This window comes from Pseudomonas sp. RHF3.3-3 (assembly GCF_048069595.1).
GTDB classification, from domain to species: Bacteria; Pseudomonadota; Gammaproteobacteria; order Pseudomonadales; family Pseudomonadaceae; genus Aquipseudomonas; species Aquipseudomonas fuscovaginae_B.
Genome location: NZ_CP182250.1, coordinates 4,952,865 through 4,977,500 on the forward strand (window position 1 = coordinate 4,952,865; position 24,636 = coordinate 4,977,500).

18 protein-coding genes, 2 rRNA genes and 3 pseudogenes (1 of these 23 cut by a window edge) are annotated in these 24,636 nt (G+C 63.3%); 14 read left to right on the forward strand and 9 right to left on the reverse strand.

Annotated features, from left to right (window positions below; genetic code table 11):
- Nucleotides 1-69: 69 nt before the first annotated feature.
- From nuoG to ACMGT0_RS21730, 9 genes are all read left to right on the forward strand, one after another.
- Nucleotides 70-2,784: an NADH-quinone oxidoreductase subunit NuoG gene (nuoG, locus tag ACMGT0_RS21690; protein WP_416769744.1), complete on the forward strand. Its 2,715-nt coding sequence runs from the start codon at nucleotides 70-72 to the stop codon at nucleotides 2,782-2,784.
- A complete protein-coding gene (gene nuoH, locus ACMGT0_RS21695; protein WP_054057227.1) occupies nucleotides 2,781-3,788 on the forward strand; it encodes an NADH-quinone oxidoreductase subunit NuoH in 1,008 nt (335 codons plus the stop codon). Before nuoG ends, nuoH begins: the two co-directional genes overlap by 4 nt.
- An 11-nt stretch (nucleotides 3,789-3,799) precedes the next feature.
- The gene (nuoI, locus tag ACMGT0_RS21700) at nucleotides 3,800-4,348 is read left to right on the forward strand and encodes an NADH-quinone oxidoreductase subunit NuoI (protein ID WP_017903633.1); all 549 of its coding nucleotides are present in this window, start codon (nucleotides 3,800-3,802) and stop codon (nucleotides 4,346-4,348) included.
- 9 nt (nucleotides 4,349-4,357) lie between these two features.
- Complete coding sequence (gene nuoJ / locus ACMGT0_RS21705; RefSeq protein WP_054057226.1) at nucleotides 4,358-4,858, forward strand: NADH-quinone oxidoreductase subunit J; 501 nt, start codon at nucleotides 4,358-4,360, stop codon at nucleotides 4,856-4,858.
- A gap of 4 nt (nucleotides 4,859-4,862) precedes the next feature.
- Nucleotides 4,863-5,171 carry an NADH-quinone oxidoreductase subunit NuoK gene (gene nuoK / locus ACMGT0_RS21710; protein WP_017131317.1) on the forward strand — a complete coding sequence of 103 codons (309 nt, stop codon included), beginning with the start codon at nucleotides 4,863-4,865 and terminating at the stop codon, nucleotides 5,169-5,171.
- Entirely contained in the window at nucleotides 5,168-7,021 is a 1,854-nt protein-coding gene (gene nuoL, locus ACMGT0_RS21715) for an NADH-quinone oxidoreductase subunit L (protein WP_054057225.1), read from the forward strand. The genes nuoK and nuoL overlap by 4 nt, the downstream gene beginning before the upstream one ends.
- A gap of 40 nt (nucleotides 7,022-7,061) precedes the next feature.
- Nucleotides 7,062-8,594, forward strand: a complete 1,533-nt coding sequence (gene nuoM, locus ACMGT0_RS21720) for an NADH-quinone oxidoreductase subunit M (RefSeq protein ID WP_054057224.1) — start codon at nucleotides 7,062-7,064, stop codon at nucleotides 8,592-8,594.
- Between the two features lie 7 nt (nucleotides 8,595-8,601).
- The gene (gene nuoN, locus ACMGT0_RS21725) at nucleotides 8,602-10,065 is read left to right on the forward strand and encodes an NADH-quinone oxidoreductase subunit NuoN (protein WP_054057223.1); all 1,464 of its coding nucleotides are present in this window, start codon (nucleotides 8,602-8,604) and stop codon (nucleotides 10,063-10,065) included.
- 138 nt (nucleotides 10,066-10,203) lie between these two features.
- The gene (locus ACMGT0_RS21730; RefSeq protein ID WP_416769747.1) at nucleotides 10,204-12,330 is read left to right on the forward strand and encodes a TonB-dependent receptor family protein; all 2,127 of its coding nucleotides are present in this window, start codon (nucleotides 10,204-10,206) and stop codon (nucleotides 12,328-12,330) included.
- A gap of 72 nt (nucleotides 12,331-12,402) precedes the next feature.
- Here ACMGT0_RS21730 and ACMGT0_RS21735 read toward each other — a convergent pair whose 3' ends face one another.
- Complete coding sequence (locus ACMGT0_RS21735; RefSeq protein WP_054057221.1) at nucleotides 12,403-13,467, reverse strand: AI-2E family transporter; 1,065 nt, start codon at nucleotides 13,465-13,467, stop codon at nucleotides 12,403-12,405.
- A gap of 150 nt (nucleotides 13,468-13,617) precedes the next feature.
- Between ACMGT0_RS21735 and yegQ the strand changes: the two genes are divergently transcribed.
- Nucleotides 13,618-14,955 carry a tRNA 5-hydroxyuridine modification protein YegQ gene (gene yegQ / locus ACMGT0_RS21740; RefSeq protein ID WP_054057220.1) on the forward strand — a complete coding sequence of 446 codons (1,338 nt, stop codon included), beginning with the start codon at nucleotides 13,618-13,620 and terminating at the stop codon, nucleotides 14,953-14,955.
- A gap of 115 nt (nucleotides 14,956-15,070) precedes the next feature.
- Here yegQ and ACMGT0_RS21745 read toward each other — a convergent pair whose 3' ends face one another.
- A complete protein-coding gene (locus ACMGT0_RS21745; RefSeq protein ID WP_416773533.1) occupies nucleotides 15,071-15,892 on the reverse strand; it encodes a methyl-accepting chemotaxis protein in 822 nt (273 codons plus the stop codon).
- Between the two features lie 36 nt (nucleotides 15,893-15,928).
- Nucleotides 15,929-16,753: pseudogene (locus tag ACMGT0_RS21750) on the reverse strand (cache domain-containing protein); the annotation flags it as partial.
- Between the two features lie 515 nt (nucleotides 16,754-17,268).
- Here ACMGT0_RS21750 and ACMGT0_RS21755 point away from each other — a divergent pair.
- Both ACMGT0_RS21755 and ACMGT0_RS21760 read left to right on the forward strand, forming a co-directional pair.
- Nucleotides 17,269-18,339, forward strand: a pseudogene (locus tag ACMGT0_RS21755) (HAMP domain-containing protein); the annotation flags it as partial.
- A 345-nt stretch (nucleotides 18,340-18,684) separates the two neighbouring features.
- A pseudogene (locus ACMGT0_RS21760) lies at nucleotides 18,685-19,197 on the forward strand (methyl-accepting chemotaxis protein); the annotation flags it as partial.
- 18 nt (nucleotides 19,198-19,215) lie between these two features.
- Here ACMGT0_RS21760 and ACMGT0_RS21765 read toward each other — a convergent pair.
- Genes ACMGT0_RS21765 through ACMGT0_RS21780 form a run of 4 tightly spaced genes read right to left on the reverse strand, consistent with a single transcriptional unit; the run spans nucleotide 19,216 to nucleotide 21,813 of the window.
- Complete coding sequence (locus tag ACMGT0_RS21765) at nucleotides 19,216-20,532, reverse strand: ATP-binding protein (RefSeq protein ID WP_416769750.1); 1,317 nt, start codon at nucleotides 20,530-20,532, stop codon at nucleotides 19,216-19,218.
- Nucleotides 20,529-21,197, reverse strand: coding sequence for a response regulator transcription factor (locus ACMGT0_RS21770; protein WP_054060211.1), 669 nt, complete (start codon nucleotides 21,195-21,197; stop codon nucleotides 20,529-20,531). Before ACMGT0_RS21770 ends, ACMGT0_RS21765 begins: the two co-directional genes overlap by 4 nt.
- Nucleotides 21,197-21,505 carry a PepSY domain-containing protein gene (locus tag ACMGT0_RS21775; protein WP_416769752.1) on the reverse strand — a complete coding sequence of 103 codons (309 nt, stop codon included), beginning with the start codon at nucleotides 21,503-21,505 and terminating at the stop codon, nucleotides 21,197-21,199. Before ACMGT0_RS21775 ends, ACMGT0_RS21770 begins: the two co-directional genes overlap by 1 nt.
- On the reverse strand, nucleotides 21,505-21,813 hold the full coding sequence (locus ACMGT0_RS21780; RefSeq protein ID WP_054060213.1) for a PepSY domain-containing protein: 309 nt from the start codon (nucleotides 21,811-21,813) through the stop codon (nucleotides 21,505-21,507). Before ACMGT0_RS21780 ends, ACMGT0_RS21775 begins: the two co-directional genes overlap by 1 nt.
- Nucleotides 21,814-21,997: 184 nt before the next feature.
- Between ACMGT0_RS21780 and ACMGT0_RS21785 the strand changes: the two genes are divergently transcribed.
- Both ACMGT0_RS21785 and queD read left to right on the forward strand, forming a co-directional pair.
- A complete protein-coding gene (locus ACMGT0_RS21785; protein WP_054060214.1) occupies nucleotides 21,998-23,077 on the forward strand; it encodes a hypothetical protein in 1,080 nt (359 codons plus the stop codon).
- A gap of 68 nt (nucleotides 23,078-23,145) precedes the next feature.
- Nucleotides 23,146-23,502, forward strand: a complete 357-nt coding sequence (gene queD / locus ACMGT0_RS21790) for a 6-carboxytetrahydropterin synthase QueD (RefSeq protein ID WP_054060215.1) — start codon at nucleotides 23,146-23,148, stop codon at nucleotides 23,500-23,502.
- Nucleotides 23,503-23,668: 166 nt separating this feature from the next.
- On the opposite strand, the gene rrf is transcribed toward queD, so the two are convergent.
- Nucleotides 23,669-23,784: ribosomal RNA gene (gene rrf / locus ACMGT0_RS21795) — 5S ribosomal RNA — on the reverse strand.
- A gap of 149 nt (nucleotides 23,785-23,933) precedes the next feature.
- Nucleotides 23,934-24,636 (reverse strand): 23S ribosomal RNA (locus ACMGT0_RS21800); it runs 2,188 nt beyond the window's last position.

Below are 24,636 nucleotides of genomic sequence, written 5' to 3' on the forward strand. Positions count from 1 at the left end.
ACGCGCCAGGCGAGTACAGGATTCCATTAGCCACGCCCGCAGACGCGGGCCAACGAAGAACTTTGAACCATGGCCACTATCCACGTAGACGGCAAGGCACTCGAAGTCAACGGGGCAGACAACCTGTTACAGGCATGTCTGTCGCTGGGCCTCGACATTCCTTATTTCTGCTGGCACCCCGCTCTTGGCAGCGTCGGTGCCTGTCGCCAGTGCGCGGTCAAGCAGTACAACGACGAGAACGACACCCGTGGTCGTATCGTCATGTCCTGCATGACCCCGGCTACCGACAACACCTGGATTTCCATCGACGACGAAGAGTCCAAGGCGTTCCGCGCCAGTGTCGTCGAATGGCTGATGACCAACCACCCGCACGACTGCCCGGTCTGCGAGGAAGGCGGTCACTGCCACCTGCAAGACATGACCGTGATGACCGGCCACAACGAGCGCCGTTATCGCTTCACCAAGCGCACCCACCAGAACCAGGAACTCGGTCCGTTCATCGCCCACGAGATGAACCGCTGCATCGCCTGCTACCGCTGCGTGCGCTTCTACAAGGACTACGCCGGCGGCACCGACCTGGGCGTATTCGGCGCCCACGACAACGTGTACTTCGGTCGCGTCGAAGACGGCACCCTGGAAAGCGAGTTCTCCGGCAACCTCACCGAGGTCTGCCCGACCGGTGTGTTCACCGACAAGACCCACTCCGAGCGCTACAACCGCAAGTGGGACATGCAGTTCGCCCCGAGCATCTGCCATGGCTGCTCCAGCGGTTGCAACATCAGCCCCGGTGAGCGCTACGGCGAACTGCGGCGCATCGAAAACCGTTTCAACGGTTCGGTGAACCAGTACTTCCTGTGCGACCGTGGCCGCTTCGGTTACGGCTACGTCAACCGCGCCGACCGTCCACGCCAGCCACTGCTGGCCGACGGCACCAGGCTGAGCCTGGACAACGCCCTGGACAAGGCCGCCGAGCTGCTGCGCGGTCGCAACATCGTCGGCATCGGTTCGCCGCGCGCCAGCCTGGAAAGCAACTACGCGCTGCAGGAACTGGTCGGTGCCGAGCACTTCTACTCGGGTATCGAAGCGTCCGAGCTGGAGCGCATCCGCCTGGTGCTGCAAGTCCTCAAGGACAGCCCGCTGCCCGTGCCGAACCTGCGCGACATCGAAGACCACGACGCCGTGTTCGTCCTCGGTGAAGACCTGACCCAGACCGCCGCCCGCCTGGCCCTGGCCCTGCGCCAGTCGGTCAAGGGCAAGGCCGAGGACATGGCCGACGCGATGCGCGTACAGCCGTGGCTCAACGCCGCGGTGAAAAACATCGGCCAGAACGCGCTGAATCCGCTGTTCATCGCCAGCCTCGCGGAAACCAAGCTCGACGACGTCGCCGAGGAGTGCGTGCACGCCGCACCGGATGACCTGGCCCGCCTCGGCTTCGCCGTGGCCCACGCCCTGGACGCCAGCGCACCGGCCGTCGAAGGCCTGGACAGCGAAGCCCGCGAACTGGCCCAGCGTATCGCCGACGCCCTGCTCGCGGCCAAGCGCCCACTGATCATCGCCGGTACCTCCCTGGGTTCCAAGGCACTGATCGAAGCCGCGGCGAACATCGCCAAGGCCCTGAAGCTGCGCGAGAAGGCAGGCTCCATCAGCCTGGTCGTGCCTGAGGCCAACAGCCTCGGCCTGGCCATGTTCGGTGGCGAGTCCGTCGATGCCGCCCTGGACGCGGTGATTTCCGGCCGTGCCGATGCCATCGTGGTGCTGGAGAACGACCTGTTCACCCGTACCGACGCCGCCAAGGTCGACGCCGCCCTCAAGGCCGCCAAGGTGGTGATCGTTGCCGACCACCAGAAGACCGCCACCACCGACCGCGCCCACCTGGTGCTGCCGGCGGCGACCTTCGCCGAAGGCGACGGCACCCTGGTCAGCCAGGAAGGCCGCGCCCAGCGCTTCTTCCAGGTCTTCGACCCGCAATACATGGACGCCAGCATCCTGGTTCACGAAGGCTGGCGCTGGCTGCACGCCCTGCGTGCGACCCTGCTGAACAAGCCGGTGGACTGGACCCAGCTGGACCACGTCACCGCCGCCTGCGCCGCCAGCGCGCCGCAACTGGCCGCTATCGTCGACGCCGCACCGTCGGCTGCGTTCCGCATCAAGGGCCTGAAACTGGCCCGCGAACCGCTGCGCTACTCCGGTCGTACCGCCATGCGCGCCAACATCAGCGTGCACGAGCCACGCACCCCGCAGGATCAGGACACCGCGTTCGCCTTCTCCATGGAAGGCTACTCGGGCTCCGCCGAACCGCGCCAGCAGGTGCCGTTCGCCTGGTCGCCGGGCTGGAACTCGCCACAGGCCTGGAACAAGTTCCAGGATGAAGTCGGCGGCCACATTCGTGCCGGTGACCCGGGCATCCGCCTGATCGAAAGCCGTGGCGACAACCTGGGCTGGTTCACCAGCGTACCGGCTGCCTTCTCGCCATCGCGCGGCACCTGGCAGGCGGTACCGTTCTATCATCTGTTCGGCAGCGAGGAGAACTCCTCGAAGGCCGCGCCGGTGCAGGAGCGCATCCCGGCCGCCTACGTCGCACTGGCCAAGTCCGAAGCGGACCGCCTGGGCGTCAACGACGGTGCCCTGCTGAGCCTCAACGTGGCCGGCACCACCCTGCGTCTGCCGCTGCGCGTCAATGAACAACTGGGCGCTGGCCTGGTAGCCCTGCCGGCTGGCCTGGCCGGTATCCCGCCGGCGATTTTCGGCAAATCCGTTGACGGTCTGCAGGAGGCGGCTCAATGACCTGGTTCACCCCTGAAGTGATTGACGTGATCCTCACGGTCATCAAGGCCATCGTGGTCCTGCTGGCCGTGGTGGTCTGCGGCGCACTGCTGAGCTTCGTCGAACGTCGCCTGCTGGGCTGGTGGCAGGACCGCTACGGTCCGAACCGCGTCGGCCCGTTCGGCATGTTCCAGATCGCCGCCGACATGCTGAAGATGTTCTTCAAGGAAGACTGGACCCCACCGTTCGCCGACAAGGTGATCTTCACCCTGGCACCGGTGGTCGCCATGAGCGCCCTGCTGATCGCCTTCGCGATCATCCCGATCACCCCGACCTGGGGTGTGGCGGACCTGAACATCGGCCTGCTGTTCTTCTTCGCCATGGCCGGCCTGTCGGTGTACGCCGTACTGTTCGCCGGCTGGTCGAGCAGCAACAAGTACGCCCTGCTCGGCAGTCTGCGGGCCTCGGCCCAGACCGTTTCGTACGAAGTGTTCATGGGCCTGTCGCTGATGGGCATCGTGGTCCAGGTCGGCTCGTTCAACATGCGCGACATCGTTGAATACCAGGCCCAGCACCTGTGGTTCATCATCCCGCAGATCTTCGGTTTCCTGACCTTCTTCATCGCCGGCGTGGCCGTGACTCACCGTCACCCCTTCGACCAGCCGGAAGCGGAACAGGAACTGGCCGACGGCTACCATATTGAATACGCCGGCATGAAATGGGGCATGTTCTTCGTTGGCGAGTACATCGGCATCATCCTGATCTCGGCACTGCTGGTCACCCTGTTCTTCGGTGGCTGGCACGGTCCGTTCGGCATCCTGCCGCAACTGTCGTTCGTCTGGTTCGCCCTGAAGACCGCGTTTTTCATCATGATGTTCATCCTGCTGCGCGCCTCGATCCCGCGCCCACGGTATGACCAGGTGATGGACTTCAGCTGGAAATTCTGCCTGCCACTGACCCTGATCAATATGCTGGTGACCGCTGCGCTCGTGTTGTTGAACACGCCCGCCGGCGCGGTTCAGTGAGGATTTGACCCATGTTCAAATATATTGGTGACATCGTTAAGGGTACCGGTACCCAGCTGCGAAGCCTGGTGATGATTTTCGGCCATGGCTTTCGCAAGCGCGACACCCTGCAATACCCGGAAGAGCCGGTCTACCTGCCACCGCGCTACCGCGGCCGCATCGTCCTGACCCGCGACCCCGATGGCGAAGAGCGCTGCGTGGCGTGCAACCTGTGTGCCGTGGCCTGCCCGGTCGGTTGCATCTCGCTGCAGAAGGCCGAGACCGACGACGGTCGTTGGTACCCGGAGTTCTTCCGCATCAACTTCTCGCGCTGCATTTTCTGTGGTCTCTGCGAGGAAGCCTGCCCGACCACCGCGATCCAGCTGACGCCGGATTTCGAAATGGCCGAGTTCAAACGTCAGGATCTGGTTTACGAAAAGGAAGATCTGCTGATCTCCGGCCCCGGCAAGAACCCTGACTACAACTTCTATCGTGTTGCAGGTATGGCCGTTGCCGGCAAGCCGAAAGGCGCCGCCCAGAACGAAGCCGAACCGATCAACGTGAAGAGCTTGCTGCCTTAAGGAAGAACGATGGAATTCGCTTTCTATTTCGCATCGGGTATCGCAGTGGTGTCCACGCTTCGCGTGATCACCAACACCAACCCCGTGCACGCCCTGCTCTACCTGATCATTTCGCTGATCGCCGTGGCGATGACCTTCTTCAGCCTCGGCGCCCCGTTCGCCGGCGCCCTGGAAGTGATCGCCTACGCCGGCGCCATCATGGTGCTGTTCGTCTTCGTGGTGATGATGCTCAACCTCGGTCCCGCCTCGGTGCTGCAGGAACGCACCTGGCTCAAGCCCGGGATCTGGATCGGGCCGGTGATCCTCGCCGCCCTGCTGCTGGCCGAACTGCTGTACGTGCTGTTCAGCCACAGCAGCGGTGTCGGCATCGGTCAAACCACCGTAGGCGCCAAGGCCGTGGGCATCAGCCTGTTCGGTCCATACCTGCTGGTCGTCGAACTGGCCTCGATGCTGCTGCTCGCCGCAGCCATCACGGCTTTCCACCTGGGCCGCAACGAGGCGAAGGAGTAATACGATGCCTGCTATCCCTCTGGAACATGGTCTGGCCGTCGCCGGCATCCTGTTCTGCCTCGGCCTGGTCGGCCTGATGGTCCGCCGCAACATTCTCTTCGTGCTGATGAGCCTGGAAGTGATGATGAACGCCGCCGCATTGGCCTTCATCGTCGCGGGCGCACGCTGGGCGCAACCGGATGGACAGATCATGTTCATCCTGGTGATCAGCCTGGCAGCCGCCGAGGCCAGTATCGGCCTGGCGATCCTGCTGCAACTGTATCGCCGCTTCCACACGCTCGATATCGACGCTGCCAGTGAGATGCGCGGATGAACATGATCTTTCTGACTTTCGTATTCCCCCTGATCGGTTTCCTGCTGCTGTCGTTCTCCCGTGGACGTCTCTCGGAAAACCTCTCGGCCCTGATCGGCGTCGGCTCCATCGGCCTGTCGGCGATCGTCGCCGCCTACGTGATCTGGCAGTTCAACGTCGCGCCTCCTGAAGGCGGCCACTACACCCTGGTGCTGTGGCAGTGGATGTCGGTGGAGGGCTTCGCCCCCAACTTCGCCCTGTACATCGACGGCCTGTCGATCACCATGCTCGGTGTGGTGGTCGGGGTGGGTTTCCTGATCCACCTGTTCGCCTCCTGGTACATGCGCGGTGAAGACGGCTACTCGCGCTTCTTCTCCTACACCAACCTGTTCATCGCCAGCATGCTGTTCCTGGTGCTCGGCGATAACCTGCTGTTCGTGTACTTCGGCTGGGAAGGCGTGGGCCTGTGCTCCTACCTGTTGATCGGTTTCTACTACAGCAACCGCAACAACGGTAACGCGGCACTGAAGGCGTTCATCGTCACCCGCATCGGCGACGTGTTCATGGCCATCGGCCTGTTCATCCTGTTCCAGCAGCTGGGCACCCTGAACATCCAGGAACTGCTGGTCAAGGCGCCTGAGCACTTCAAGGTCGGCGACTTCTGGATCGTGCTGGCGACCCTGCTGCTGCTCGGTGGTGCGGTCGGTAAATCGGCCCAACTGCCCCTGCAGACCTGGCTGGCCGACGCGATGGCCGGTCCTACCCCGGTTTCGGCACTGATCCACGCTGCGACCATGGTGACCGCCGGTGTCTACCTGATCGCCCGTACCCACGGCCTGTTCGCCCTGGCGCCGGATATCCTGCATCTGGTGGGAATCGTCGGTGGCGTGACCCTGGTTCTCGCCGGCTTCGCCGCGCTGGTTCAGACCGACATCAAGCGTATCCTCGCCTACTCGACCATGAGCCAGATCGGCTACATGTTCCTGGCCCTGGGCGTCGGCGCCTGGGAAGGCGCGATCTTCCACCTGATGACCCACGCCTTCTTCAAGGCCCTGCTGTTCCTTGCCTCCGGTGCGGTGATCGTCGCCTGCCACCACGAGCAGAACATCTTCAAGATGGGCGGTCTGTGGAAAAAACTGCCACTGGCCTACGCCAGCTTCATCGTCGGTGGTGCCGCCCTGGCCGCCCTGCCGATCGTGACCGCCGGCTTCTACTCCAAGGACGAAATCCTCTGGGAAGCCTTCGCCAGCGGTAACCATGGCCTGCTGTACGCCGGCCTGGTCGGTGCGTTCATGACCTCGCTGTACACCTTCCGCCTGATCTTCATCGCCTTCCACGGCGAAGCCAAGACCGAAGCCCATGCCGGCCACGGTATCTCCCACTGGCTGCCGCTGGGCGTGCTGATCGTGCTGTCGACCTTCGTCGGTGCCTGGATTCACCCACCACTGGCCGGCGTACTGCCGGAAAGCGCCGGTCACGCCGGCGGCGAAGCCAAGCACAGCCTGGAAATCGCCTCGGGCGCCATCGCCCTGGCCGGTATCCTGCTGGCTGCGGTGCTGTTCCTGGGCAAGCGTCGCTTCGTGACGGCCATCGCCAACAGCGGTATCGGACGCATCCTTTCGGCCTGGTGGTTCGCCGCCTGGGGCTTCGACTGGATCTACGACAAACTGTTCGTCAAGCCTTACCTGGCGATCAGCCATGTGCTGCGCAAAGACCCGCTCGACCAGACCATCGGCCTGATCCCGCGCCTGGCCAAGGGCGGTCACACCGCCCTGAGCCGCAGCGAGACCGGTCAACTGCGTTGGTATGCCGCGTCGATCGCCGCTGGTGCAGTCGTGGTGCTCGGCGCCATCGTACTGGTAGCGGTCTGACTATGAACCTTGCGACATTGCGAAAGGAATTGAGCCCGTCATGATTCTGCCTTGGCTAATCCTGATCCCCTTCATCGGCGGCCTGCTGTGCTGGCTGGGTGAGCGCACCAGCGCCACCCTCCCCCGCTGGATTGCGCTGCTGACCATGACCCTCGAACTCGCCCTCGGCCTCTGGCTGTGGGCGCACGGGGATTACCACCTGGCACCGGCGCCTGGCGCCGATCCGACCTGGGCCATCGAGTTCAAGCACGTCTGGATCCAGCGCTTCGGCATCAACGTGCACCTGGCCCTCGACGGCCTGTCGCTGCTGATGATCCTGCTGACCGGCCTGCTGGGTATCCTCTCGGTACTCTGCTCGTGGAAAGAGATCCAGCGCCACGTGGGCTTCTTCCACCTGAACCTGATGTGGATCCTGGGCGGTGTCGTCGGCGTATTCCTCGCCCTCGACCTGTTCATGTTCTTCTTCTTCTGGGAAATGATGCTGGTGCCGATGTACTTCCTCATCGCGCTCTGGGGTCACAGCTCCTCGGACGGCAAGAAGACCCGGATCTACGCGGCGACCAAGTTCTTCATCTTCACCCAGGCTTCCGGCCTGATCATGCTGGTGGCGATCCTCGGCCTGGTCCTGGTGAACTTCAACAACACCGGCGTGATCACCTTCAATTACGCCGACCTGCTGAAGACCAAGATGTCGCACGGTGTCGAGTACCTGCTGATGCTCGGCTTCTTCATCGCCTTCGCGGTGAAGCTGCCGGTGGTACCGTTCCACTCCTGGCTGCCTGATGCCCACGCCCAGGCACCGACCGCCGGTTCCGTCGACCTCGCCGGTATCCTGCTGAAGACCGCGGCCTACGGCCTGCTGCGTTTCGCCCTGCCGCTGTTCCCGAACGCCTCGGCCGAGTTCGCGCCGATCGCCATGACCCTGGGTCTGATCGGGATCTTCTACGGTGCCTTCCTGGCCTTCGCCCAGACCGACATCAAGCGCCTGATCGCCTTCTCCAGCGTCTCGCACATGGGCTTCGTGCTGATCGGTATCTACTCCGGCAGCCAGCAGGCCCTGCAAGGCGCGGTGATCCAGATGCTGGCCCACGGCCTGTCGGCAGCGGCCCTGTTTATCCTCAGCGGTCAGTTGTACGAGCGTACCCACACCCGCGACATGCGTGAAATGGGCGGCCTGTGGTCGAAGATCGCCTACCTGCCGGCCATCAGCCTGTTCTTCGCCGCCGCCTCCCTGGGGCTGCCGGGTACCGGCAACTTCGTCGGCGAGTTCCTGATCCTGATCGGTACCTTCGTCAGCGCGCCATGGATCACCGCCATCGCCACGTCCGGCCTGGTGTTCGGTTCGGTCTACTCGCTGATCATGATCCACCGCGCCTACTTCGGCCCGGCCAAGTCCGATGAAGTGCTGCACGGTATGGACGGTCGTGAACTGACCATGGTGCTCGGCCTTGCAGTACTGCTGATCTACCTCGGCGTGTACCCGCAACCGTTCCTCGACACCTCTGCCGCCACCATGCATGGCGTGCAGCAGTGGCTCGGCACCGCCTTCACTCAACTCGCTTCGGCCCGGTAAGAGCGCTATGGAATTCACGATTCAACACTTTATCGCGCTGGCGCCGCTGCTGATCACCAGCCTCACCATTATCGTGGTGATGCTGGCGATCGCCTGGCGCCGTAACCACTCACAGACCTTCCTGCTGTCCTGTGCCGGTCTCAACCTGGCGCTGCTGTCGATCCTGCCAGCCCTGAAAGTCGCCCCGCTGGCGGTGACCCCGCTGGTCCAGATCGACGACTTCGCCTGCCTGTACATGGCGCTGATCCTGGTCGCCACCCTGGCTTGCGTCACCCTCGCCCACGCCTACCTGGGCGATGGCGGTTCGGGCTACCCGGGCAACCGTGAAGAACTGTACCTGCTGATCCTGATGGCCGCCGCCGGTGGCCTGGTGCTGGTCAGCGCGCAGCAACTGGCCAGCCTGTTCATCGGCCTGGAACTGCTCTCGGTACCGGTCTACGGCCTGGTGGCCTACGCGTTCTTCAACAAGCGTTCGCTGGAAGCCGGTATCAAGTACATGGTGCTGTCGGCCGCCGGTTCCGCGTTCCTGCTGTTCGGTATGGCCCTGCTCTACGCCGAAGCCGGCACCCTGAGCTTCACCGGTATCGGCCAGGCCCTGGCGGCCACCGGCCTGCCAAGCCCGATCGCCCAATTGGGCCTGGGCATGATGTTGGTCGGCCTGGCGTTCAAGCTGTCGCTGGTACCGTTCCACCTCTGGACCCCGGACGTCTACGAAGGCGCCCCGGCACCGGTAGCGGCCTTCCTGGCCACCGCCAGCAAGGTCGCCGTGTTCGCCGTGATGATTCGCCTGTTCCAGATCTCGCCGGTGGCCAGCAGCGGCGTACTGAGCAACGTCCTGGCGGTCATCGCCGTAGCCTCGATCCTGGTCGGTAACCTGTTGGCGCTGACCCAGAGCAACCTCAAGCGTCTGCTCGGTTACTCGTCCATCGCCCACTTCGGCTACCTGCTGATCGCCCTGGTGGCGAGCAAGGGCCTGGCGCTGGAAGCCATGGGCGTGTACCTGGTCACCTACGTGATCACCAGCCTCGGCGCCTTCGGCGTGATCACCCTGATGTCCTCGCCGTACAACGGTCGCGACATGGATGCCCTGTACGAGTACCGCGGCCTGTTCTGGCGCCGTCCGTACCTGACCGCCGTACTGACCGTGATGATGCTGTCCCTGGCCGGCATCCCGCTGACCGCCGGCTTCATCGGCAAGTTCTACATCATCGCGACCGGTGTCGAGTCCCAGCACTGGTGGCTGATCGGCTCCCTGGTGGTCGGTAGCGCCATCGGCGTCTTCTACTACCTGCGCGTGATGGTCACCCTGTACCTGATCGAGCCGAACCTGCGTCGTCACGATGCCCAACTGCACTGGGAACAACGTGCGGGTGGCGTGATGCTGCTGGCGATCGCGATCCTGGCCTTCTTCCTCGGCGTGTACCCGCAACCGCTGCTGGAACTGGTGCAACACGCGGTCCTGGCCAGCTAAGCAAACGGCCAGCCGGACCCGACACCCCGCCCGAGGCAACTCTGGCGGGGTGTTTTGTTTTCAGGGCCTGCCGAATGCGTTGCGAACCATTCTCGACTTCTATAGGCTGGCCCGCCCTGTTCCGCCGAGCACCTGTCGATGCGCACCGCCCTCCCCTCTTCCCTGCTCCCTTTCGCCCTTTTGTGCAGTACGCCGTTGCAAGCCGCCCCCGCCTCCGTCGAGTTGGGTGAAGTCCAGGTGCGCAGCGAGGAGGTCAGCGAGATCGATGAAGCCCGCGAGCAATTGCAGCAGGTGCCCGGTGCCAGCAACCTGGTCGACCTGGGCAAGGTGGAGAACGGCCGTGTCGCCGGCAACCAGGATGTGCTTGCCTATCAGCCCGGGGTATATGCCCAGTCGGCCGGCAACGACGGCACCAAGGTGTCGATTCGCGGCTCGGGCATCAACCGCGCGCCCGGCGCCCACGGCTCGGGTGTCTACACGATGTTCGACGGCCTGCCGCTGACCGGTCCCGGCGGCACACCCTACGAGTTGTTCGAGCCGCTGTGGCTGAGCCGCGCCGAAGTGTTGCGCGGTGCCAACGGTTTCGAGCGCGGCTCGCTGGCCCTCGGTGGCGCCATCGACTACATCACCCACACCGGGCGGGATGCCGCGCCCCTGCAGGTGCGCTACGAAACCGGCAGTTATGGCTACCGCAAACGCCAGATCAGCTCCGGGCAGGTGCTGGGCGATCTGGACTATTACGTGTCGCTGACCGACTCGGACTACGACGGTTACCAGGACCATACCCAAGGCAGCAGCAAGGGCATTGCGGCGAACGTCGGCTATCGCTTCAGCCCGGAGCTGGAGACACGCCTCTACCTGCGCTATCGCGAAACCGACAACGAGCTGGCCGGGCGAGTGACCCAGGACCAGATCAAGCACCATCCGCGCGCGGCCAACCCGTCTTACCTCAGCCGCGACGCCAGCCGTCCGCAACCGGGCAGTACCTGGCTGGGCAGCAAGACCACGATGTACCTGGACGACGATTCGAAGCTGGAGGTGGGGCTGGTCTATCACGACTACCCGATGGACCTGCGCGAAGGCCCCAACCGCCTCAAGGTGGCCTATACCGACGTCAGCGGCACCCTGAACTACATCCGTCGCGACACCCTGTTCGGCCTGGACAGCAAGACCACCGTCGGTTGGCGCAGCACCAGGCACCTGCCCAACAGTGGAGCCTCGGAATATGTGCGGATACCTGTCGGCAACACCGCAGGCTATCCGGCCGGCACCAAGACCCGTGACTTCAGCTACCAGGGCTCGGACAACGTGCTGCACGCCAGCAATGACCTTGAGCTGCTGCCTGACCTCTGGCTGACCACCGGCCTGGCAATGATCTATACCCGCCGCGAAAGCGAGGTGAGTTATCCGGCCAGCGGCGGCAAGGTCAGCCAGCATGACTGGGACTACGCGCCGCGCGTGGGCCTGCGCTACCAGTTCAATCCGCAATTGCAGGTCTACGGCAACCTCAGCCGCTCGGTCGAACCACCGCATCCGTGGTCACTGATCTGGAGTTCGGGCACCCGCTTCGGCGCGGGAAATGGCGCGGCCATCGGTCTGCAAAGCACACCGATCAAACTGCAGAACCAGACCGCCACCACCCTGGAACTGGGCAGCCGCGGCGAGTCCTGGCTCGGCAAGTGGGACCTGGCCTGGTACTACTCGGCCGTACGTCACGAGTTGCTGACCGTGGAGCTGCAGGCCGCAACCCAGACCCAGGCCACGATCACCGGCGAAGTGAACGCCAGCCCCACCGTGCACCAGGGTATCGAAGCCGGCCTGGAGAGCCTGCTGTGGGAGCGTCCGGCCCTGGGCAAGGTCAGCCTGCGCCAGGCCTACACCCTCAGCGACTTCCATTACCGCGATGACCGAGCCTTTGGCGACAACCGCCTGCCCGGCATTCCACAGCACTACTACCAGGCCGAGATCCGCTACGACCATCCGACCGGCGTCTACCTCGGCCTGAATACCCAGGTCGCCTCGCGCATGGCCGTGGACTACGCCAACTCCCGCCATGCCTCGTCCTACGCGTTGTTCGGCGCCACCCTGGGCTACGCCTCGCCCAAGCGGGACTGGCAGACCTGGCTGGACCTGCGCAATCTCACCAACCAGCACTATGCCGCGCTGGTGGTGCCAGGCTATGACGACAAGGGGGCCGACGCGGCGCGTTCGGTGCCGGGCGAAGGCATGGGGGTGTACGCCGGGATTTCCTACAGTTTCAAGTGATTGGGTCGAAGCCAGGGCCCTTTCGCGGGCAAGTCGGATCGCCGCACCGCCGGCTCCTACAGAGGCGCGCGCTCAGGAGGGCAATCTCACGCGTTTCTTGTTCTCGGTGAAGATATCCCAGCTGGAGAGGAACAGGGCGGCGATCAACGGCCCGATGACGAAGCCGTTCAGCCCGAATACCGACAACCCGCCCAGGGTGCTGACCAGGATCAGGTAATCGGGCATGCGCGTGTCCTTGCCCACCAGGACCGGCCGCAGCAGGTTGTCCACCAGCCCGATCACGAACACGCCGAACAGCGCCAGCACCACGCCTTGCCAGATCGCCCCGCTCAGCAGGAAGTACACGGCCACCGGCGCCCAGACGATCCCTGCCCCCACCGCCGGCAGCAGCGAAAGACACCCCATGACCACCGCCCAGAGCAGGGCACTGGGGATATCCAGCAGCCAGAAGATCAACCCGCCGAGGCCGCCCTGGGTCACCGCCACCACCAGGTTGCCCTTCACCGTGGCACGCACCACGCGGTTGAACTTCAGTTGCAGGCGACGTTTCTGCTGTTCGGCCAGTGGCACCGCCGTACGGATCCGCCGCACCAGTTCCGGGCCGTCGCGCAGGAAGAAGAACAACAGGTAGAGCATGATGAAAAAGCTCACCACGAACTCGAAGGTGCCCTGCCCGACGCTGACAGCCTGGCTGGCCAGGAACTGACTGCCCTGGGTCACGCCCTCGACCACCTTGGCCTGCAGCCCATCGAGATCCCCCAGGCCGAAGCGATCGAGCAGCCGTTGAAACGAGCCTGGCAGCAGGTGCTTGAACTGCGCCACGTGGCCGGCGATGTCCAAGCGACCGCTTTCGATACTCTGGTACAACGCGGTCCCTTCCTGTACCAGCAACACGCCTATGACAATCACCGGCAGCACGGCGATCAGCAGGCAGGCTCCCAGGGTGCACAACGATGCGAGGTTACGCCGGGCCTTCAGCCGCAGCAGCAGGCGGCGCTGCAAGGGCGCGAAGACGATCCCGAGAATGACCGCCCAGAACACCGCGCCATAGAACGGCTGGAGAATCCAGAGGAAGGCCACGGTCACCAGCGCCAGCAGCACCAGCAGGAATTTGTTGTGCAGAGAAGCTTCGCTCATGTCCGGTCCATGTCGGGAAAACGCAGGGCGCAGGGCCCCCAACGATTTAGTCAGGCCAACGCAGCGATTCGTTCACAAAGTCTGGATCCAGATCAATAAAAGCCGAATCCGGAGGATTTAATCTCGCGAGCTTTTGCCGACGGTCCGCACATGCCCTTCCCCGCCCCCGAACTGCTGGCTCCGGCCGGCACCCTCAAGAACATGCGCTACGCCTTCGCCTATGGCGCCGACGCCGTCTATGCCGGCCAGCCGCGCTACAGCCTGCGGGTGCGCAACAACGAGTTCGACCACGCCAACCTGGCCCTCGGCATCCGCGAAGCCCAGGCCCAGGGCAAGCGCTTCTACGTGGTGGTGAACATCGCCCCGCACAACGCCAAGCTCAAGACCTTTCTCAAGGACCTGGCGCCGGTGATCGAGATGGCGCCGGACGCACTGATCATGTCCGACCCGGGCCTGATCATGCTGGTGCGCCAGCACTTCCCGCAGATGCCGATTCACCTGTCGGTGCAGGCCAACACGGTGAACTGGGCCAGCGTGCAGTTCTGGCAGCAGATGGGCCTGACGCGAATCATCCTGTCCCGGGAGCTGTCCCTGGAGGAGATCGAGGAAATTCGCCAGCAGGTGCCGGACATGGAACTGGAGGTGTTCGTTCACGGCGCGCTGTGCATGGCCTATTCCGGGCGCTGCCTGCTATCGGGCTACATGAACCGGCGCGATGCCAACCAGGGCACCTGCACCAACGCCTGTCGCTGGAAATACAGTGCGCAGCCGGCTACGGAAAACCTCACCGGCGAGATCGTCAAGGTTTTCGAGCCCGAAGTGGTCGAGCCGACCCTTGGCCTCGGAGCGCCGACCGACCAGGTGTTCCTGCTGCAGGAGGCCAACCGCCCCGAAACATCGATGCCGGCCTTCGAGGACGAGCACGGCACCTACATCATGAACGCCAAGGACCTGCGCGCGGTGCAGCATGTCGAGCGCCTGGCACGGATGGGCGTGCATTCGCTGAAGATCGAGGGCCGGACCAAGTCGCACTTCTACTGCGCGCGGACCACCCAGGTCTACCGCCAGGCGATCGACGACGCGGTGGCTGGGCGCGAGTTCGACCGCGGCCTGATGACCGACCTCGAATCACTGGCCCAACGCGGCTATACCGAGGGTTTCCTGCGTCGGCACGTGCATGACGAGTACCAGAACTACCAGAACGGCAGCTCGGTTTCCGAGCGCCAGCAGTTCGTCGGCGAACTGACCGGCGTGCGCCGCGGGCGGCTGGCGGAGGTCAAGGTGAAGAACCGTTTCGAGTTGGGCGACCATCTGGAACTGATGACGCCCAGGGGAAACTTTCATTTCGACCTGGGTGAGTTGCGCAATGGCAACGGCGAGGCGATCGAGGTGGCGCCGGGGGATGGGCACACGGTTTACCTGCCGATTCCGGATCAGGTCGAGCTGGAGTTCGGGTTGTTGATGCGCGATATCCAGGTCGGTCCGTAAAATCCACTGAGGCTGCGGTGGCCTCTTCGCGGATAAACCCCACAGTGTCGAGCCTTCCTCGGTGTACGACTCAACGCTGAGCAGGATTTATCCGCGAAGAACGATAACGCCGGTCTCAGATCCGGAACTGCCCCACCAGTTTGCCCAAACGCTGCCCCAGGTCCGCCAGACTGCGGGAAGTCTGCGCGCCCTGCTGGGTCTGGTCCGCGACGTTATCCACCGCCACCGCGATCTGGTGCACGCTGCGGTTGATCTCCTCGGCCACCGCCGTCTGCTCCTCGGCAGCACTGGCGATCTGTGCGTTCATCGCGTTGATGGTCCCGATCAGTTGCGCAATGGTATCCAGCGAAGCCCCCGCCTCGTTGGCCTTCACCGAGGTACCGTCCCCAGCCTCGCTGGAACGGCGCATCGCCTCAACCGCCGACTGCGTTCCCGACTGCAGGCGATCGATCATGCCCTGGATTTCCTGGGTGCTCTGCTGGGTCCGGCTGGCCAATGCCCGCACCTCGTCCGCGACCACCGCAAAACCGCGCCCCGCCTCACCGGCGCGGGCGGCCTCGATCGCCGCGTTGAGGGCCAGCAGGTTGGTCTGTTCGGCGATCGAACGGATCACCCCGAGCACACTGACGATCGACGTCACGTCCTGCTGCAGGCTGTCCAGCGACACGCCACTGTGGCGAATGTCCTTCACCAGCGCATGAATCTGCTCGATGCTGCCATCGACCACCCGCTTGGCCGCCTGGCCTTCGGCGTCGGTCTGCTGGGCCGCGACCGCGGCGCCCTGGGCACTGCGGGCCACTTCCTGGGCCGCCGAGGACATCTGGTTGATCGCCGTGGCGACCTGATCGGTCTCGTGCCGCTGACGCTCCATCGCCTCTTCCGAACGGTTGGCCTGTTCGGATACCTGGCCGACCAAACCGGTCAACTGCCCGGTCATCTCGGTGATCTGCCGCACCAGGCTGTGGATCTTCTCGACGAAGCGGTTGAACGACCCGGCCAACTGCCCGAGTTCGTCCTGGCTGGTGATTGCCAGGCGATGGGTGAGATCGCCCTCGCCTGCGGCGATATCGTCCAGGTTGGCTTTCATCAGCACCAGGGGCCGCAGGATGGTATTGGCCACCAGCATCCCCACGATGGCAATCACCAGCAGCACCAGCAAGGCAATACCGACGATGCTCAGCACCACGCCCTCCATGCGTTCGGTGATCTTGGCCTGGACCACCGCGACCTGGGCTTCGATCCCGTCGAGGTTGACCGAGGAGCCGACCGCCATGTCCCACTTGTCCAGATACTCGGTGTAACCCAGCTTGGGCACCAGTACCGATTCCTTGCCCGGCAGCGGCGAGCTGTATTCCAGGTAGTGGGTGCCATTCTTGGCCACCTCGACCAGGCCGCGGTTGACATACACGCCATTGGGATCGCGAGTGTCCTTGAAACTTTTGCCCAGCCCGTCGGGGCTGTCACTCTTGAACAAGCGGACGATCTGCGAGTCGTAGCCGAAAAAGTAGCCGTCCTTGCCGTACTTGATGCTCGAAAGCAGCTTGATGGCCTGGTCGCGGGAAGCCTGGTCACCGGGCGCGGACGCATCGTAGAGCGGCTTGATCGCCGTCATCGCCACCGCGACATAGCTCTTGAGGGTCGCCCGGGCTTCGGCGATCAGTTGCTGGCGGGTTTCCTCAACCTCATGGCGCGCCTGATTCTGCAGAATCAACGCGGTGGTCAGGCTGATCACCACCGCAAACACCAGGACCGGCAAGACGGCGAGGGACAGGACTTTGGCCTTGAGACTCAGGCGCATGGGGATGCTCTCTTATTATTGGGCTGGTAACGGTTTAACGGCCTGAATCGCGGAAAGTTGAGCAGCCCGCACGCCCGTGCAGATGCAGGAAATAGTCGAAGTTCCTCGTTTTCCCGACAGTAAATCGACCTTTTACGACGTATTGTCGATTTTCATCGATGTTCATTCGATGGGATAAAGCCACCCTTCGTTGACGCCGGTCATTGTTTTTTATTTGAACATTCAAATAAAGAAAAAATCAGGCATGCCGTTAACCTTCCAAACCTCTGCATTTCAAAGAATAAGGACGTCGTTACATGTCGCTCAGACAGCTTTCCATCCAATGGAAGATCACCCTGCTCGCCGGGCTCTGCCTGTTGGGGATCGTCACGCTGCTGGTCAGCCTCTCGCTCTACCGCATGAAGCACAGTTCGGAACTGGTCAAGGCCTCGAGCATGGAAATGCTCAACGAGGCCGCCCAGGCGCGTATCGAGGCCCAGGGCGAAGTCCAGGCGCTGATCATCCGCCGCCAGTTCATGGATGCCTACCAATACGGCAACGGTTTCGCCCGCCAGGTGCTGTTTCTGCGCGAACAGGCCCAGAAGCGCTTTCTCGACGCCTTCGATCTGCGCGAGGACCTGACCCGCCAGGTGAAGGCCGCCCTGCAGGCCAACCCCGACCTGCTGGGGCTGTCCCTGGTGTTCGAAGCCAATGCGCTGGACGGCAAGGACGAACTGTTCGCCGGCCAGAAGAAACTCGGCAGCAACGAAAAGGGCCGCTTCGCCCTCTACTGGTCGCAACCGACCGCCGGCAGGCTGACCTCCATGTCGCTGCCGGAAAGCGACATGAGCGACACCAGCACCGGCCCCAGCGGCCAACCGAACAACACCTGGTTCACCTGCCCGCGCATCACTCTCAAGCCGTGCGTGATCGAGCCGTACTTCTACGAAATCGACGGCCACAACGTGCTGATGACCAGCATCGTCTTTCCGTTGCAGTTCGAGGGCAAGGTGATCGCCTCGCTGTCGGTGGACATCAACCTCGACAGCCTGCAAGCGGTCAGCCAGCAGGCGAGCAGCAAGCTCTACGATGGCCAGACCAGTGTCAGTATCCTCAGCCCCGTCGGCCTGCTCGCCGGCTACAGCCCGGATGCCAGCAAGCTCAGCCAGCGCCTGGACCAGGTCGATAGCCTCGACGGCACCGCGCTGATCCAGCAACTGGCCAACAGCAGCGAGACACAGGTCTTGCGTACCCACCAGCAACTGAAGATCCTCGCGCCCTTCCAGCCGATCCCCGGCGGCAAGCCCTGGGGCGTGCTGCTCGATGTGCCGCAGAAGGTGCTGGTAGGACCGGCCGAGGCGCTCAAGGCGCAGCTCGACGAGCGCGGCGCCGCCGGCACCCTGATCGAATCCGGCCTCGGCCTGCTGGCGGCGGTGATCGGCCTGCTGCTGGTCTGGCTCACCGCACGCAGCGTGACTCGGCCGATTCTCGCCGTCGCCCACATGCTGCAAGACATCGCCAGTGGCGAAGGCGACCTGACCCGCCGCCTGCACTATGACAAGAAGGACGAACTGGGCCGGTTGGCCGGCTGGTTCAACCGTTTCCTCGATAAACTCCAACCGGTGATCGCCGAGGTCAAGCGCTCGGTCCAGGACGCCCGCGGCACCGCCGACCAGTCCGCCGCCATCGCCACCCAGACCAGCGCCGGCATGGAACAGCAGTACCGCCAGGTCGACCAGGTCGCCACCGCCTCCCACGAGATGAGCGCCACCGCCCAGGATGTCGCCCGCAGCGCCGCCCAGGCCGCACAAGCCGCCCGTGATGCCGACCAGGCGACCCGCCAGGGACTGACCGTGATCGACCGTACCACCAGCAGCATCGGTCACCTGGCTGCCGACATGAGCGATGCCATGGGCCAGGTCGAAGGGTTGGCGGCCAACAGCGAGAAGATCGGCTCGGTCCTCGAAGTGATTCGCGCCATCGCCGAGCAGACCAACCTGCTGGCCCTCAACGCGGCGATTGAGGCCGCGCGGGCCGGTGAGGCCGGACGCGGTTTCGCGGTGGTCGCCGATGAAGTGCGCAACTTGGCCCGGCGCACCCAGGAGTCGGTCGAGGAGACCCGCCAGGTCATCGAAGAGCTGCAGAACGGCACCCGCGAGGTGGTCAGTTCGATGGGCAACAGTCATCGCCAGGCCCAGGGCAGTGTCGAGCAGGTCAGCCAGGCGGTGACCGCCCTGCAGCAGATCGGCAGTGCGGTCACGGTCATCACCGACATGAACCTTCAGATCGCCAGCGCGGCGGAAGAACAGAGCGCGGTCGCCGAGGAAATCAACAACAACGTGGCGACCATTCGCGATGTCACCGAGTCGCTGTCGGGACAGGCCAACGAATCGGCGCGGGTCAGCCAGTCGCTCAACCAGTTGGCCAACCAGCAGCAGGGCCTGATGGACCAGTTCCGGGTCTGAGGCCTGGCGCGCGGGGCTTCAGTTCCTGCGCGGCAAGTCGATCGTCACCAGCAGCCCGCCCAGCGGGCTGCTCAACAAGCGCATCTGCGCCCCCCAGGCATCGACGATATCGCGCACGATGCCCAGCCCCAGGCCATGCCCGGTGGTCTGCTCATCCAGACGCGTGCCTCGGCTGAACACCGCATCCCGGTTCTGCTCGGGAATGCCGGGGCCGTCATCCTCGATACTCAGGCGATACCCCCCCACGGTTTCCACGATGCCCAGGCGAACCTCGGCATCCGCCCACTTGCAGGCGTTGTCCAGGAGATTGCCCAGCAGCTCGAGCAGGTCCTCGCGATCCCAGGGCAGTTGCAGGCCTGGCGGGGCGGTGTGGCTGAGCGACAGATGCTCGCCATGAATCATCCCCAGGGTCGACAGCAGGCTTGGCAACTCCGTATCGCAATCGAACAGTACGCCGGGCAAGGCGTCACCGGCCAGGCGCGCGCGATTCAGTTCACGGCTCAGGCGTTGTTCGATCTGTTCCAGTTGCTCGCGCAATACCTGGCGCAGGCCCGGATGAGCATCCAGCCGGGTATCCGAGGCCAGGCTCAGCAGCACTGCCAACGGGGTTTTCAGGGCATGTCCCAGATTGCCCAGGGCGTTACGGGAACGCTTGAGGCTGTCTTCGGTGTGGGCCAGCAGGTGGTTGATCTGTGCCACCAGCGGCTCAAGTTCCTGGGGGACCTGGGTCTCCAGCTGCGAACGCTTGCCCTGCTGCAACTGGGCGATCTGCTCCCGGGCGTTTTCCAGCGGGCGCAGGGCCCGGCGGACAGTGACCCGCTGCAGCAGCAGGATCACGATCAGCGCCACCAGCCCCATTCCCAGGCCGATACGCTGCATCAGCTGGAAGCTTTCCCGGACCGGCGTATAGTCCTGAGCCACGCTGATGCTGATCGACTGCCCCAGGCGCCGGTAGTCCGAGCGCAATACCAGCAGCATCTGCCTTTCCGGACCCAATTGCAGGTTGGCGTGCAGCCCCGGCTGCTCCGGCACCGGCAGGTCCTGGTCCCAGAGCGAACGGGAGCGCCAGTGATGGTCGGCGAAATCGATTCGGAAGTAGTGCCCGGAAAACGGTCGCTGATAGGCCGGGGACAGCCGGCGCTCATCCAGCTGCAGGCCGTCGGGGCCACGTACCAGGGCGACCAGCAGATTCTCGCTGTCGGCATGCAGGCCATCCTCCAGATAGCGTTGCAGCCCCATTTCGAACAACCAGAGGCTGGTCTGCGCAACGATCAGGCCGACGATCAGCAATACGCTGACCAGGCCCAGGCTCAGGCGGCGCTGGATCGACCTCACCCGCCGGCCCCACCGAACAGGTAGCCCTGGCCGCGACGGGTCTCGATCACCGAGCGCCCCAGCTTGCGGCGCAGATGATTGACGTGCACTTCCAGGACATTCGAGTCCCGTTCGGTTTCACCGTTATAGAGATGTTCGGCCAGATGGCTCTTGGAGAGGATCTGCTCCGGGTGCAGCATGAAATAGCGCAGCAGGCGAAACTCGGCGGCGGTCAGCTGGATCTCCGCGCCGTCACGACTGACACACTGGCGACCCTCGTCCAGGTGCAGGCCCGCGGCGTTCAGGGTCGGCTGGTTCGGCTGGCCGTGGGCACGACGCAACAGCGACTGGACTCGCAGTTGCAGCTCTTCGGGATGAAAGGGTTTGGTCAGGTAATCGTCCGCACCGGCCTTGAGCCCCTCGATACGCTCGGCCCAGGAGTCGCGTGCAGTGAGGATCAGCACCGGAATGCCCAGGCCACCGGCCCGCCACTGCCGCAGTACTTCCAGCCCGGGCAGGCCCGGCAGGCCGAGATCGAGAATGACCAGATCGTACGGCTCGACAGCCCCCTGGTAGGCCGCATCGCGCCCATCGGCCAACCAGTCGACGGCATACCCCTGGCGAGCCAGGCCGGCCAGCAATTCGTCGGCCAGGGGCACGTGATCCTCCACCAGCAACAACCGCATCAGTCGTCCTCCTCGTCTTTCAACAGATCGCCATTGCTGGCATCGAGCTTGAGTTCCCGGACCACACCGGCCTGGGTGAGCAACTCGACTTCATAGACATAGTGACCGTGCTTGGTCTCAAGCTCGGCCTCCAGCAGCTTTGACCCGGGATGATGGCCCATGGCCCGTTGCAACAGGCTTTCCAGGGGTAGTATCACTCCCTGCTGGCGCAGGCGCAGGGCCTCGTCCTGATCCAGATCCCTGGCCGCTGCCAGGGAACAGAGGGTTGCCAGCATCAACAGACTGCAGGCGCGCAAATTGAAGATCATTACCTGTCCTGATGGTCCTTGAGAACCTGACCGCTACCGGCGTCCAATTCGATTTCCCACTCAACTCCCTGAGCGTCGCGCAGTTCTATCCGATAAATATAGTGACCGTATCGCTGCTCTAGCCCGGTATCGCTCGGCAGTGCACCGGGGTGCCTGGCCCCGGCGATGGCGGCCAATCGATCAAGAGACAGGATTGTACCTGCCGCCTGCAGTTTCGCCGCCTCATCAACGGCAATATCGCGACCCGAGACTTCGGAGGTGGCGACCCACAGAGCCAAAAAGACCAAAGCGGTGCCCAGGGCTTTCATCACAACACTCCATGGCAAATGGCCAGTTACCGGTTACAAGGTAACCACTTCAACTTAAATGAAGCTGAATTTCCTGGACCATTGCCGGTCCACGCCTCAGGCACGGTCGGTCGATTTTCCTGCCCCCCGCAGCGACTCGCGACAACCTTCCCTATAATCCGGCTATCCACAGAACGAGAGCTGTATGACTGCGATCCATATCAAATATCCCGCGCTGACGCTCAAGGCCGGCAAGCGCGCCTATCGGCGCATTCGTGAAAGCGGGCTGAAAGCCGCCGATGTCGGCACCCTGCCCGGCGCGGCGGGTGGACCGAAAGCCCTGGGTATCCAGGGGCTGGACCTGGCGCTGTTCGGTCAATGGCTACCCGGCAGCCCACGGGAACGTTCGCTGATCGGTGCCTCGATTGGCGCCTGGCGGTTTGCCAGCGCCTGTCTGCCGGATGCTGCCAAGGGGATCGAACGGCTGGGCCAACTCTATAACGAACAGAGTTTTGCCAAGGGTGTGACCATGGCGCAGGTCAGCCGCAGTTGCGAGCGCATGCTGCATGACCTGCTCGAGGGGCGCGATGCCTCGATCCTGAGCAACGAACGCTACCGGTTGAACGTGGTCATCGTCAAAAGCCATGGCCTGCTGGCGGACGATCATCGGGGCCGTCTCGGCTTGGGCCTGTCTTCCGTGATCGCCGACAATCTGCTGGGCCGTGCGCGCCTGGCCCGGCATTTCGAGCGGGTGATCCTGCATGACCCACGTCTCTCCCCTCCCCTGCTGCCCCTGAAGGACTTTCCCTCGCGCCTGCTGCCGCTGGCGACGGAGAACCTGCGCCAGGGCCTGCTGGCCTCGGGATCGATCCCGATGGTCATGGAGGGCGTACGCGACATCGTCGGCGTCGGCAATGGCACCTATCGCGATGGCGGGTTGCTCGACTATCACCTGGACCTGCCCTACAGCGGTGACGATGTGGTGCTGTACCCACATTTCACCGACAAGGTCATACCCGGCTGGTTCGACAAGACCCTCCCATGGCGCCGCGGCAGTCCTGACCGCTTGCAGGATGTCCTGCTGCTGGCCCCTTCGCAGGAATACCTGGCCCGGTTGCCCTACGGCAAGCTGCCGGATCGTAACGACTTCAAGCGCTTCATGGGCGACGATCGGAGTCGCCAGAGCTACTGGCGCAAGGCGATGGAGGAAAGCCGGCGACTGGGCGACGAATTCCTCGACCTGGCCGATAACGGTGGACTGGCGGAGCGCCTGCTGGCGCTTTGAGACGGTTATTCCCGCAACGGAACTGTTAAACTGCCCAGCTGCATGCATTCTTCAGAGCTGACAATACCGTGGAAATCTTCAAAGAGTTTACGTTCGAATCCGCCCACCGCCTGCCCAACGTGCCCGCCGGGCACAAGTGTGGCCGCCTGCATGGCCACTCTTTCAAGGTGGCGATCCACCTGAGCGGCGATATCGACCAGCATACCGGCTGGATTCGTGACTTCTCCGAGATCAAGGCGATCTTCAAGCCGCTGTACGAGCGCCTGGACCACAACTATCTGAACGAGATTCCCGGCCTGGAAAACCCCACCAGCGAAAACCTGGCGAAGTGGATCTGGAAGGAACTGAAGCCACTGCTGCCTGAGCTGTCGGCGATCCGGATCCACGAGACATGCACCAGCGGTTGCATCTATCGCGGGGAGTGAATCCCGGGTATTGAAAAACCACCTGCGAAGGTGGTTTTTTTATGCCTGGAGGATGGAGGCGGCCTTTGTACGGGCAAGCCCTGCACCGGACGTTTCAACGCCCGTTTCAACGCCGTAAAAGACAAAACCCCTACCTGCCTGCGCAGATAGGGGTTTTGGAATTTAATCTTGACGATGACCTACTCTCACATGGGGAAACCCCACACTACCATCGGCGATGCATCGTTTCACTTCTGAGTTCGGGATGGGATCAGGTGGTTCCAATGCTCTATGGTCGTCAAGAAATTCGGTAGCCGGCTCGTTGCCTGGGCAACGCTCCAGCGAATCGGGTACGTGACAGTTTTCGGTGTTTTGTGCGTGGCAAACTTTCGGTTCACTTCGTCTTCATACACCGCAATCTGCTCATTCGACGCAAATTGCTTGGGTGTTATATGGTCAAGCCTCACGGGCAATTAGTATGGGTTAGCTCAACGCCTCACAGCGCTTACACACCCCACCTATCAACGTCGTAGTCTTCGACGGCCCTTCAGGGAACTCAAGGTTCCAGTGAGATCTCATCTTGAGGCAAGTTTCCCGCTTAGATGCTTTCAGCGGTTATCTTTTCCGAACATAGCTACCCGGCAATGCCACTGGCGTGACAACCGGAACACCAGAGGTTCGTCCACTCCGGTCCTCTCGTACTAGGAGCAGCCCCTCTCAAATCTCAAACGTCCACGGCAGATAGGGACCGAACTGTCTCACGACGTTCTAAACCCAGCTCGCGTACCACTTTAAATGGCGAACAGCCATACCCTTGGGACCGGCTTCAGCCCCAGGATGTGATGAGCCGACATCGAGGTGCCAAACACCGCCGTCGATATGAACTCTTGGGCGGTATCAGCCTGTTATCCCCGGAGTACCTTTTATCCGTTGAGCGATGGCCCTTCCATACAGAACCACCGGATCACTAAGACCTACTTTCGTACCTGCTCGACGTGTCTGTCTCGCAGTCAAGCGCGCTTTTGCCTTTATACTCTGCGACCGATTTCCGACCGGTCTGAGCGCACCTTCGTACTCCTCCGTTACTCTTTAGGAGGAGACCGCCCCAGTCAAACTACCCACCATACACTGTCCTCGATCCGGATAACGGACCTG